Genomic DNA, 11723 nt, shown 5'->3' with positions numbered 1-11723 from the left:
TTCACTTTGCCTGGACAAGGTTTTTGTTATGACTATGGGGGCAAAGGATGATTATTCGAAATGCAAAACCTGTAGACGCAGAAGCTGCCGCTGTACTTATTCTGTCAGCGATTAAGGATATTGCAGAAGCATTGACAGGTGAAACTGCTGAGCTTGAAATCCTGAGAGTGCTTAGGGATTATTTTAAGCGGGAAAAGAACCGTCTTAGTTACCGAAACTCTATCATTCTGGAAACAAAGGGAGAGATTGCAGGTATAGTTATAGCCTATCATGGAAGTGAGGCTGAGCAATTGGATGCTCCCATCCGTTCCCGATTAAAGCAAAAGATGCAGAATGCAGTAGTAGATAAAGAAGCTGAGGTTACGGATTATTATCTCGATACTTTATGTGTAGCGCATCAGCACCGGGGGAAAAGAATGGGTACGATGCTCATTGCTGCTGCAGAGGAAAAAGGCAGACGGCTGGGTTACGCAACGATTGCTTTAAACGTAGAGAAAGATAATGAGCGGGCGCGCAGCTTGTACAGCAGGCTGGGATATAAATTCAGGAAAGTAATCTTGATCAACCATCATAACTACGATTATATGGTGAAGAATTTATAAAGGAGATGATTAAAATGCTCCAAGGCTGGGTAAGAAACGGCGATATACGCATCCATTATCTCGATAATACTGGCACTTCTGAAAAGGAAACGCCGCTTGTTATCATTCCTGGTTTAACGGAAGCGGATGATGACTATGAAGAAATGATTCAGGAGCTTCTGCCGCGAAGGACGATTGTTATCACGCTTAGGGGCCGCGGCCAAAGCGATGCACCGAAGGAAGGATACACGCTTGAAGACCATGTATCGGACATTGAAGCGGTGATCAATAATATCATAATTGATCATTTCATATTATTTGGGTATTCCAGAGGGGTATCTTATGCGCTAGCATATGCCATTGAAAATCGGGGACGGGTAAAAGGACTGATTATCGGGGATTATCCAGCAGTCCATACTAATCTGCGTCCCGGCTGGGCCGATTTCTTTACAGGATTGCCGGATTGGAAAGGAAAGTCTGTCCTGGAGCGTGTAAACAAAGAAACGCTGGAAAGGATTGAAGCAGAATCTGAGGAGATCCACTTCAAGGAACAATTGAAAAAGCTGGATTGTCCTTTTTTAATTATTCGAGGCGGCCTGGACGGCGCAGCACTAACAGAAGAAGGCGTTAGGGATTATATGGATGCAGTGCCGAACGCGAGGGTCAGAGTGTTTGAAAAAGCAGATCATAACCTTTTTACTCCAGATTCAGGGCAGATGGTTCACACCTTTCAGGAATTTTTTCAGGAGATTGACCAGCGGGATAAGCAGTCACAATAAAAAATACGGCAGACAACACCGTATCTTTTCCTGCATTAATCAGATATTCTGTTCAGTGGCACTGACCCAGTCAGCATACAATCCGCTTCCTTCACAACCAGTACATTCGTAAATATTGTTATAGGTGAACTCATTCGGCGCAAATGTATGGAACCCTTTGCCGCTGCAATCCGGGCACAGACCCTGTTCTTCCATCCTGAGCATCCTTTTCTCAGCGTTTGCCGCTTTCCATTGTTGAATAGCATTAAACAACCCCATGTTACTCACCTCAAGTGTTTTTGCTTAACATGCGATAGTCCGTTATTTTTTATGCATAAAATGGAAACTTTGTTCCGAATAAAGAGGGCTTGTCTGAGGGCTTTGTCCCGAGGTTGTATTATATGGTAAAATACTCTCAGTCTTTGCCAAACAAACCTCTTACTACAGGTTATGTACAGAAAAGGATGAATGACACAATGAAAAAGTCTGCTCCAATAGCAAAAAATGATTATATAGATGTAATGTTTGAAGATTTGACCCATGATGGCGCAGGAGTTGCAAAAATTGAGGGTTACCCTGTTTTCGTGCCAAATGCTCTGCCGGGCGAAAAAGGCCAAATAAAAATTACAAAGGTTAATAAAGGATATGGCTTCGGGCGTTTAATGGAACTATATGAAAAAAGTGACACCCGAATTGATGTTCCAGTAGAGGAATCACACAAATTCGGCGGCTGCCAGCTCCAGCATATCAGCTATGAAGGGCAGCTTGCATATAAAGAAAAACAGGTTCGGGAAGTACTGGCCCGTATAGGAAAGCTGGAGGATGTGAAGGTTCATACGATTATAGGAATGGACAATCCATGGCATTACCGGAACAAAGCCCAAGTACCTGTAGGTGAAAGAGACGGTAAATTAATCGCGGGTTTCTTCAAACCGCGCAGCCACGAGATCGTGGATACAAATGAAAGTGTTATCCAGCTTCCAGAGGTCAATGAAGCGATCCAAACGGTGAAGGAAATCTGCAATGAGCTGGGAATCCCAGCTTATCATGAAGAATCCCATAAAGGTGTGCTCCGTCATATTATGGCACGCCACGGACAGCAAACAGGGGAACTGATGGTGGTCCTGATCACCCGTACAGCTGACCTGCCGCAGAAGAACCGGCTGGTTGAAGAAATCACTGCCAGGCTGCCAAAAATAAAATCAATCATCCATAATATTAACTCGAAGCGTACTAACGTGATAATGGGCGAGAAAACAAAAGTGCTTTGGGGCAATGAAGTAATTTATGACTACATCGGTGATGTTAAATTCGCGATCTCGGCATTGTCATTCTATCAGATTAATCCGGTACAAACCAAGGTGCTCTATGATAAAGCCCTTGAATATGCAGGGCTGACTGGGGAAGAGTCCGTTATTGATGCCTATTGCGGGATTGGAACGATATCCTTATTCCTGGCTCAAAAAGCTAAGAAAGTGTTCGGGGTAGAAATCGTGCCGGAAGCGATAGAGGATGCGAGACGGAACGCGGAATTGAATGATATAAGTAATGCTGAATTTGCAGTTGGTGCGGCGGAAACAGTCATACCGGAGTGGTACAAAACCGGAAACAGCGCAGACGTATTAGTCGTTGATCCCCCGCGTAAAGGGTGCGATGAGGCCCTGCTAAATACTATTATTGAAATGAAACCAAAGAAGGTTGTTTATGTATCCTGTAACCCGGCAACGCTGGCGCGTGATTTGAGGATATTGGAGGATGGCGGATACCGGACTGTAGAAGTGCAGCCTGTGGATATGTTTCCAATGACTACACATGTTGAATGTGTCTCTCAACTCATTTTAACGGAAGGCAACTAACCCATTTGGGTGTTGCCTTTTAAGTTTCCTGTAACGGATTTAATTACGGATTGCTACAGAAGATAATTGAATTTAATATGAAGCATAAGGCTGAGAATTCAAAATTTTGGCGGCAATAGCATTATATCGAAGGAGGAAGACATGGAATTTTTTGTGAAATATCTAGCAGGTATCGATAACCCCGACCACCGCGTCCGAACAGAGGAAATTTTGGCGTGGGTTGCTAGTAAATTCCCAAATTTGGAACCGCAAATCAAGTGGAATACGCCAATGTTTTCCGATCACGGCACATTTATCATCGGCTTTTCCACAGCGAAGCATCATTTGAGCGTTTCACCCGAAGAAGTAGGCATTGTGCACTTTAGCGATGACATTGCACAAGCTGGATACAGCGCTACCAAAGGCTTGTTTCGAATTCCGTGGAATGAGCAGGTAAATTACGAATTGCTTGAGAAAATGATTGAATTTAATATTCAGGATAAAGCAGGATATACGAATTTTTGGCGGAAATAATACATCACGCCTTATCAAAAAACGCATGACACGAAAAAATGTCCTGCGTTTTTGCAACTCAATTAAGGCGCCAACCGCTCCATAGTACACATATGTAACTGGCAAATCAGCTTTTACTTCCATTCGATTGATTAAGCGGTGAAAAACCTCAGGTGTTAATTCATTAAAAATTAGAAAGTGGAGAAGTTTCTTGTTAAGATTGTCAATGTTAATAACTTGTTTACTCTCTATTAAAATAAGTCTCATTCTTTTTATCTGCTATCCTTAATACGCATTCCTGTTAAATTTTCTTCTTCCATTCAATTTATATTCGGGTATAATAATAGAATGTGAAAAAAGAATGATAAGGTACCTCATCTATTTATCACTCATACTTACAAATGAATATTAAACTTGCGATGATTGTTAGGGGTCAAACTTTAGCAGGAGCAGTTTCTGGAGAGATCGCAAATCTTTGCGGCGCCGAAGGGTTCACAATCTCAGGCAAAAGGACAGGAGTAATATCAAAATACAAACATTATTATTCTGAAGAGATTAATACATGCGTTATTTTATATTCTGACGTCTATAAGATTGGAGTAATCCAATCTCTTTTTTTATGCCTAAACAGCATTGCTATTAAAAAAATAATATGGGGGAATGTAACGTGGCGCAGCAAGAGTTAAAAAGGGAACTAAAAAATAGACACGTCCAATTAATTGCGATTGGCGGGACAATTGGGACTGGTCTGTTTTTAGGTTCAGGTAAGGCGATACAATTAGCGGGTCCCTCTATCCTATTTGCTTATTTAATCGTAGGAATGGCAGTGTTTTTTGTTATGAGGGCATTAGGAGAGCTGCTTCTCTCAAATGCAGGTTATCAATCATTCACCGACTTCGCGGTAGATTATATTGGACCTTGGGCAGGTTTTGTGACTGGATGGACATATTGGTTTTGTTGGATAATGGTGGCTATGGCTGATATTATCGCCGTGGGTGTGTATGTGCAATACTGGTTCGATATCCCTCAGTGGATACCAGCTCTAATCTGTTTAATTATTTTATTGGGGCTGAATTTACTGACAGTTAAGCTTTTTGGAGAGTTAGAGTTTTGGTTTGCCTTAATTAAAGTAATCACAATTCTTGCTTTAATCATTATTGGAATCATTTTGCTGGTTATTGGATTCCAAACAGATACGGGGGCTGTTTCTGTAAAAAATCTATGGGAATATGGTGGTCTATTTCCTAATGGTGTATCTGGCTTCTTACTAGCATTTCAAATGGTTGTGTTTGCTTATGTCGGTGTTGAGTTGATAGGGGTGTCTGCAGCGGAAACAGCTAATCCGCAAAAAAGCATCCCATCCGCGATTAATAAAATTCCTATGCGAATTCTATTTTTCTATGTGGGGGCTCTTTTCGTCATCTTATGCATTAATCCTTGGGATCAGTTAAATGCATCCAGCAGTCCGTTTGTTCAGGTGTTTGGTTTAGTGGGTATTCCAATCGCAGCGGGAATCGTTAATTTTGTTGTTTTAACCTCAGCAGCTTCAGCCTGTAATAGTGGATTGTTTTCAACGAGCAGAGTTTTATATAATTTAAGCCGTCTTAAACAAGGACCAGCTCAGCTTGCTAAATTAAATAAAAATCATGTACCAAGTAACGCTTTGCTTACATCAACGGCTGTCGTTTCCATTGGCGCTTTTTTAAGTAAACTTATTCCGGAACAAGCATTTAGCATTGTGACAACCATTAGCGCGATTTGCTTTATTTGGGTTTGGGGGATTATCTTAGTTTCCCATATACGATATACCAAATCACGCCCAGATCTACGTAAAAAATCGACTTTTAAAGCACCTTTCACGCCGTTTATTAATTATGTAGTACTAGCGCTATTTGTATTTATTTTAATAATTATGTTATTTGCTGAAGCAACTCGTTTATCTGTATTAATGACACCTTTATGGTTTGCTCTATTATTCCTGTTGTATTTCGCCAGAAGGAAACCTGGTAAATAGGAATTGCAAAGAAAATTTCATACTTGAAATGCATCAGTTACCCAGACCATAGATTAATAATAATTTATGGTCTCTTTTATGCTGTAATCTCCTGTTTCAGCATCTTTTCTGACGCTGCCATCTAAGTGAACACCCAGCCTGTTTTTCCTGCTTGTGCAAGTCAAAGGACAATGGAGAAACAGATGACAAAGTGGCCCTTGCGGACGAAGGAGGGAAAGTGAATGAGGGAAATTGTTTGGCTTGTTATGGCCGAGAAGGTGCTGATGGTCACAATGGCCCCAATCTCGGAGTTAAGCCAAGTGGCAAAGGATGATGAGGATTTAAAAAATAAAATTAAACAAGGTGGCACTTTAATGCCAGCGTTTGAAAAGGTACTGACGGAAGAACAGATCAAAAATGTAGCTGCCTATTTAACTGAGGTAGTGGTAAAAAGCAGCAACAATTCTGCCACAAACTCACAGAACTTGTGGGAGCGTGCAAATTATAATATTAAAAAACAGAAAAGCTGACTCATAGGCAAACACTGCCTTTGAGTCAGCTTTTTTAACTCCATCTTCCTATTTAGTCCTAATTTTTTATGAAACTCCCTCAAGGCTCTTACCAGCTTTCTTCTGTCGCAGCTGCCTTACCTCTTCACGCCACCAAAGCGCTTTTTCCGGCTGTTTAAGCACTTCTTTAATTTCGCTAGGATTCTCAACAACAGGAGCTGATCCGCGCAGTGATTTTCCGGCAGTTTCTTTAACAAACAATGTAACAATAACAAGCCCGAAGGTACACATTGCCATTAAATAATAAGCCGGCAGCATTTTGTTTCCCGTTGCACTGACTAACCATGCAACGATTAGCGGTGTGGTTCCGCCAAAAAGGGAGGTAGCTGTATTGTACGTAATCGCAAGTGCACCATAACGTACTCTGGTAAAAAATAATGATGGCAGAGTAGCTGGCAGGGATCCTTGTAAAGCAGAGAGCAGAGCGCCAAGAATCAGCAAACCGAAGAATGCACCGTAGATATTTCCAGAACGAACCAGCATAAATGCGGGTATGCTGAGTACGATTGCACCGATTAATGCTCCTTTTAAAATACGGTTTCTGCCTATGCGGTCACTCCAATAACCCATGGCCATCACTAAAGGAATCATGGCGATCATAACAATTACAATCAAAAGCAGTCCCTTTTGTTCTCCGTAACCTAGTTCTTCAGACAAGTATGATGGCATATATGTCAGAACCGTATAGCTCATGACGTTATAAAAGATAACGATTGCTGTACAAATTAAGAGTGCCCTCCAATGCTCGGCAAAAATCTCTTTGAAGGACGTACGCTGATTTCCTTCATCTATTGCTTGATTCATCGCTTCAAACGCTGGGGTTTCCCCTAAGTGGTTTCGGAAATAAAAACCAATCAATCCAAGAGGCGCCGCAATAAAGAATGGTATTCTCCAGCCCCATTCAACCATGGCTTCTTTTCCAAGCAGATAAGTCAATGCCGTTACTAAACCGGCTCCGGCGATAAAACCTACAAGTGTACCAACCTCCAAACCGCTCGCCATAAAAGTGCGTTTTTTATCTGGAGTTGTTTCTGCTATATATGTCATAGCACCTGCATATTCGCCTCCGGTAGAAAATCCCTGTACGAGCCTGGCTAAGAGCAATAGAATCTGTGCTGCAATCCCTATAGCGGCAAAACCGGGAATAAGTCCAATACTTAATGTGGCTGCAGCCATTAGAATCATTGTTAAAGCCAAAACCTTCTTACGGCCGATGCGGTCTCCCATCATTCCAAAAAACATACCGCCTATGGGCCTTGCAATAAATGCAACTGCAAAAGTTGCGAAAGCATAGATCAACTGAAAGGAAGGATCAATATCAGGGAAAAATACCTTCCCCATTGTTACGGCTAAGAATGAATATATACCAAAATCAAACCACTCCATGGCATTACCAACAGATGTACCAATCATGGATTTTTTTGCAACACTGGCGTCGACGACTGTAATATTCTCTTTATTTAACGATTCTCTCACCATTTCCCTCCTGCTCTATTTTTAGATTCACGAAATACTCTACAAAATGTTTTTTCCCTAAAGACACCTTCTAAAACCTGAAAAAAATGTAAATACAGGACGTTAAACCTAAATCAATTAAAAAAAGAAGGCAGCTAACCCTTAGGGGAGCTGCCTTCTTGCTTGTATTGCACGAAACCTTTTCTAATTAAAAACTTGTTAAAAAGTTAGGTTATTCTTCCTTTAAAAGGAGATTATCATTCCATTTTTGCCGGCATAGGTACCCATTGTGGCCCCCATATAATTAACTATTACTTCTTTCGGATGAAATTTGTCAATTAGTTCCTGTTTAACTGCTTCTGCATCTTCTAGATTGCCAGTGTGAGTAATCCCGAAAATGGTTTGAGAAAAATTATTTCCTCTTTCCTGAATAATTTCAAGGACTCTTTTTTGAAACCTTTTCTTTCCTCTTATTTTTTCAAGAATTTCTACTTTGCCGCCGTCCACTCTTTCTAAGATTACTTTGATATTTAGGATTTTGGCTAATGATCCCTGAAATTTGCTTAACCGCCCGCCTTTAACGATATTTTCTAATGTATCTAAAAGAACTAGTATATTCATTTTTTCCCTGTATTGTGTTAGATCTGCAACGATTTCTTCCATTGTATACCCCTGTGCTGCGAGTTCGGCTGCCCGTATAATTTGCAGTCCATGGCCTAATGACCCAGCCAAAGTATCAAACACTGTCACATTGGTATTGGACAATTCTTTTCCCAAGCAAGCTGATTGATATGTACCGCTTAGTCCGGATGAGATCGTAAGACAAAGCAGCTCCGTATCCTTGCCGAACTTGGAAAAAGCCTCAGCAAAAGAGGCTGGGGAGGGCTGAGATGTTTTAGGAAGCTCATCTGTTGAAAACATCTTTGTAAAGAATTCCTTCGGGGATAAATCTACTTTCTCAGCATAATCTTGACCCCCAACAGTAACAGTCAATGGAACTGACGTTATATCATATTGCTTCATTAATTCCTCGGGTAAATCAGCTGAACTGTCTGTTATGATCTTAATCAATTTCCTGGTCACCTCTAGTAATTTAGAATGAATATAATTAAGTATAGCAGTTCTATAGGTATAGTTGCTTATTTATTGTTTGTGTCGAAAATTTATATTTTGTAATTATTAAATTACTTAATAGCAGTGGAGCCCGCATCTAAAAAAATATTGATTTATTACTCTCAAAAAAGGGTATTGATAAATACAACCTAAAAGGAGGTGGCCTTTATGGGAATCGAGGTATTATGCAATGTGGAAAATTGTAAGTACTGGGCAAAAGGTGATAAGTGCGTTGCTGACTCTATTTTTGTCATTGGAGAACATGGCAGAAAAGCTACTGACGTTGAGGAAACTGCTTGTAAAACCTTTGAACACCGCGAATAAATTAACGATCATTTTTCAAATCGCTATTTACTCGTAAAAGGGGCTGTTCAGAAAGTAGTTTTTCAGCCGCAACCCCAATATTAGCAAAACCCAAGAATGCTGTTAAATCAATATTCTTGGGTTTTTAATTTGAGTACATTATTTCTCTTAAATGGGCTTTTTAGACAGCCCTTTTTAGTCTGTCATTGTAAGTATCTGCGGGAGCCGGCATATTCGTCTTTATATGGTGAAGTATTAATAGAAATTATTTCAACTGTTCTTCCCGCTTTAGGAGAGTGAATCATTTTTCCATTTCCGGCGTACATAGCAACGTGATGAACTTTTCCTTTTCCTTTGTTATAAGCGAAAAACAGGAGGTCACCAGGCTGTATTTGTGTTTTAGAAACAAATTTACCTTTTTTAATCTGTTCAGAGGCATCCCGGGGCAATAGTATACCGTGATACTTATATATAGAATACGTAAAGCCGGAGCAATCAAATCCATATGCGGAGGTTCCAGCCCATAAATATGGCAGGCCTAAAAACATTTTGCCTGTATTCACTAAGTCATTGCTATTAGGTTTAGGGATTTTAGATAATGAAGCGTAGATATTAATATCGCTTTTTTTGATCCATTTAACCTGATTAGAAGGAGTCATAACCTGTACCCAGTCTTTTTCTGATTTTATAATAGGCAGCCTTGTGTTAAAACTTACCTCTAAAAACTTATTGCTTTTATCGTTATATAGAAAAGCAGTTTTTGCCTTTATATTTGCTGTTTGGCAATTTTCATACCCTGCTTTTTGTATGATGACTTGAGATTTTGGCATCCAGCCAGGATAACCATATTTGCTTTTAGATGTATATTGGTCTTTAACAGCAACTTGCACCCAGCTTCCGCTAGTTTTTAATACTTTTATTTCTTGACCATACAATCCTTGTGTTTCGGTTTTTCCCGTTAGCCATATGCGGGTAGAAGCTGTTGGCATTTTAGCCGTCCATGTTCTCATATCAACAGGATTTGATAAAGAATATTTATCAATTGTACGCTTAGTGCCAGGCTCCTTCCAAAGCGTTGCTGCCGAAACATTAACATATGTTTTAGCAGGCTGATTCGGATTATAGCAAGAAGGGCTTGCGGCATCGGCTTCCTTTGGATTAAACGGTAAAAAAACAGATAGAGCTAGTGTTGCGATAAGAAACTTTTTTAATTTCAACTATGTCACCTCTCGTTTTTCTATTAATATCGGTTTGCACTATAGACTATTTATTAACTTGTTTGAAAATTATCCGTTTTTAATACTGTCTTTAACATGATAGTAGCAAACAGAAGGGGAGAGACCGCTTGTTCATTTTTAATAAGGAAAAAAGGGCTGTCCTCTAAAGTCTATTACCGACTTTTGGACAGCCCTTTTAATTTTAAAGAAGTTTTTCAATTCTCCAGGATAAAGTCTCCCTTTCAAACCTTTTACTAGGGCAACCCACTTTCCGCCAATAAAGTTATCATATCTTTATTTAATAAAAAATTTTACTGAGAAAACATTCAAGATAACCGCTGGATAGTTAACTTCATTATTAAATTATCTTAAACAGGATATTGATTTTTACAATATTATAGTATTATAATATGGTAGTGTGATAATATGGTAGCGTACTAAAGTAAAGTTAAATAAAAAGTTAAAGGGTGGTCATCATAGATATGAAACGTTTAGCAACTGTGCTGCTTATAATAGCATCTGTATTTGCGATTGTGACAGGATGCTCCAATTCTGCTGGAAAGGCAGAGGAGAATACTCTTGTCATTGGTATAGATGATAAATTTGCTCCAATGGGATTCCGTGATGAGGACAATGAAATTGTTGGTTTTGATATTGACTATGCAAAAGCTGCGGCAGAAAAAATGGGAACAAAAGTTAAGTTCCAGCCCATAGACTGGAAAACAAAAGAAGCTGAGCTTAGCAGCGGACGAATTGATCTGATTTGGAATGGATACACTATTACGGATGAACGTAAAGAAAAGGTGCTTTTCACAAAGCCTTATTTAAAAAATGCACAGGTAGTCGTTACAAAGGCTGACTCGAAGCTTACTAAACTGGCTGACTTAGAAGGTAAAACAGTCGGTTTGCAATCTCTTTCTTCTGCATCTGATGCATTGAATGCAGCGCCAATTAAAGCAAAAATCAAGACAGTTACTGAATTTGCTGACAATGTCCAAGCCTTGTCTGACCTAAAGAGCGGCCGTGTAGATGCAGTCGTAATTGATGAAATTGTCATTAACTATTACATGACTAAAGAGGGCGAATCATTTAAGGTGCTTGATGAAGCTCTTGCTCCTGAAGAGTATGGCATCGGTGTGAAAAAAGGAAATGAGAAATTGCTTAACAAACTTCAAAAAGCACTTGATGAAATAAATAAAGATGGTACAGCCGCTGAAGTTTCTAAAAAGTGGTTTGGTGAAGATAAAGTATTAAAGTAATATGGAATATAAGTCAAAACAGGATTTCCAAAGGGAACCCTGTTTTGTTTTTGAAGAGAAATTATAAAATTATCGAGTTAAGGATAACAAAAGCAAGGGAGCTACTTCTAGCTCCAGCGCCCGGCCC

Annotated in this window: 12 protein-coding genes and 1 riboswitch; of the genes, 8 read left to right on the top strand and 4 right to left on the bottom strand. The window is 39.8% G+C overall.

From position 1 onward, the window contains the following. Positions 1–47 precede the first annotated feature (47 nt). Complete coding sequence (locus CVD28_RS14265; protein ID WP_101593050.1) at positions 48–602, top strand: GNAT family N-acetyltransferase; 555 nt, start codon at positions 48–50, stop codon at positions 600–602. 14 nt (positions 603–616) lie between these two features. Beyond that, a complete protein-coding gene (locus CVD28_RS14260) occupies positions 617–1360 on the top strand; it encodes an alpha/beta fold hydrolase (protein ID WP_180954172.1) in 744 nt (247 codons plus the stop codon). Between the two features lie 39 nt (positions 1361–1399). Here the strand turns inward: CVD28_RS14260 and CVD28_RS14255 are convergent, their stop codons facing one another. Further along, positions 1400–1618 carry a methionine aminopeptidase gene (locus CVD28_RS14255; protein ID WP_101593048.1) on the bottom strand — a complete coding sequence of 73 codons (219 nt, stop codon included), beginning with the start codon at positions 1616–1618 and terminating at the stop codon, positions 1400–1402. A 197-nt stretch (positions 1619–1815) separates the two neighbouring features. Here CVD28_RS14255 and rlmD point away from each other — a divergent pair, with 197 nt between their 5' ends. From rlmD to CVD28_RS14235, 4 genes are all read left to right on the top strand, one after another. Further along, entirely contained in the window at positions 1816–3195 is a 1380-nt protein-coding gene (rlmD, locus tag CVD28_RS14250) for a 23S rRNA (uracil(1939)-C(5))-methyltransferase RlmD (protein ID WP_101593047.1), read from the top strand. A 141-nt stretch (positions 3196–3336) separates the two neighbouring features. Further along, positions 3337–3708 carry an iron chaperone gene (locus CVD28_RS14245; protein ID WP_101593046.1) on the top strand — a complete coding sequence of 124 codons (372 nt, stop codon included), beginning with the start codon at positions 3337–3339 and terminating at the stop codon, positions 3706–3708. A 425-nt stretch (positions 3709–4133) separates the two neighbouring features. Next, a riboswitch (glycine riboswitch) is annotated at positions 4134–4213 on the top strand. A gap of 141 nt (positions 4214–4354) precedes the next feature. After that, positions 4355–5701, top strand: a complete 1347-nt coding sequence (locus tag CVD28_RS14240; RefSeq protein WP_101593045.1) for an amino acid permease — start codon at positions 4355–4357, stop codon at positions 5699–5701. A 221-nt stretch (positions 5702–5922) separates the two neighbouring features. Continuing rightward, complete coding sequence (locus CVD28_RS14235) at positions 5923–6210, top strand: c-type cytochrome (RefSeq protein WP_101593044.1); 288 nt, start codon at positions 5923–5925, stop codon at positions 6208–6210. Between the two features lie 66 nt (positions 6211–6276). Here the strand turns inward: CVD28_RS14235 and CVD28_RS14230 are convergent, their stop codons facing one another. Continuing rightward, entirely contained in the window at positions 6277–7728 is a 1452-nt protein-coding gene (locus tag CVD28_RS14230) for an MFS transporter (RefSeq protein WP_101593043.1), read from the bottom strand. 219 nt (positions 7729–7947) lie between these two features. Then, entirely contained in the window at positions 7948–8775 is an 828-nt protein-coding gene (locus tag CVD28_RS14225; protein ID WP_101593042.1) for a DegV family protein, read from the bottom strand. A 210-nt stretch (positions 8776–8985) separates the two neighbouring features. Here CVD28_RS14225 and CVD28_RS14220 point away from each other — a divergent pair, with 210 nt between their 5' ends. Next, positions 8986–9141 carry a DUF1540 domain-containing protein gene (locus tag CVD28_RS14220; protein ID WP_101593041.1) on the top strand — a complete coding sequence of 52 codons (156 nt, stop codon included), beginning with the start codon at positions 8986–8988 and terminating at the stop codon, positions 9139–9141. Between the two features lie 182 nt (positions 9142–9323). Here the strand turns inward: CVD28_RS14220 and CVD28_RS14215 are convergent, their stop codons facing one another. After that, positions 9324–10337, bottom strand: coding sequence for a C40 family peptidase (locus CVD28_RS14215; RefSeq protein WP_101593040.1), 1014 nt, complete (start codon positions 10335–10337; stop codon positions 9324–9326). Positions 10338–10819: 482 nt separating this feature from the next. Here CVD28_RS14215 and CVD28_RS14210 point away from each other — a divergent pair, with 482 nt between their 5' ends. Next, positions 10820–11596 carry an amino acid ABC transporter substrate-binding protein gene (locus CVD28_RS14210; RefSeq protein WP_101593039.1) on the top strand — a complete coding sequence of 259 codons (777 nt, stop codon included), beginning with the start codon at positions 10820–10822 and terminating at the stop codon, positions 11594–11596. The last annotated feature ends 127 nt before the right edge of the window (positions 11597–11723 follow it).

Source organism: Bacillus sp. M6-12 (assembly GCF_002860285.1).
GTDB lineage: Bacteria > Bacillota > Bacilli > Bacillales > DSM-1321 > Peribacillus.
The sequence above is the reverse complement of the archived record's forward strand: the minus strand, read 5'-3'. Positions and strand labels throughout refer to the sequence as shown.

What these genes read in the sequence shown, in the direction of transcription:
- CVD28_RS14265 (WP_101593050.1), top strand. Translation starts at nt 48, where the DNA reads ATGATTATTCGAAATGCAAAACCTGTAGACGCAGAAGCTGCCGCTGTA.
- CVD28_RS14260 (WP_180954172.1), top strand. Translation starts at nt 617, where the DNA reads ATGCTCCAAGGCTGGGTAAGAAACGGCGATATACGCATCCATTATCTC.
- CVD28_RS14255 (WP_101593048.1), bottom strand. Translation starts at nt 1,618, where the DNA reads ATGGGGTTGTTTAATGCTATTCAACAATGGAAAGCGGCAAACGCTGAG.
- rlmD (WP_101593047.1), top strand. Translation starts at nt 1,816, where the DNA reads ATGAAAAAGTCTGCTCCAATAGCAAAAAATGATTATATAGATGTAATG.
- CVD28_RS14245 (WP_101593046.1), top strand. Translation starts at nt 3,337, where the DNA reads ATGGAATTTTTTGTGAAATATCTAGCAGGTATCGATAACCCCGACCAC.
- CVD28_RS14235 (WP_101593044.1), top strand. Translation starts at nt 5,923, where the DNA reads ATGAGGGAAATTGTTTGGCTTGTTATGGCCGAGAAGGTGCTGATGGTC.
- CVD28_RS14230 (WP_101593043.1), bottom strand. Translation starts at nt 7,728, where the DNA reads ATGGTGAGAGAATCGTTAAATAAAGAGAATATTACAGTCGTCGACGCC.
- CVD28_RS14220 (WP_101593041.1), top strand. Translation starts at nt 8,986, where the DNA reads ATGGGAATCGAGGTATTATGCAATGTGGAAAATTGTAAGTACTGGGCA.
- CVD28_RS14210 (WP_101593039.1), top strand. Translation starts at nt 10,820, where the DNA reads ATGAAACGTTTAGCAACTGTGCTGCTTATAATAGCATCTGTATTTGCG.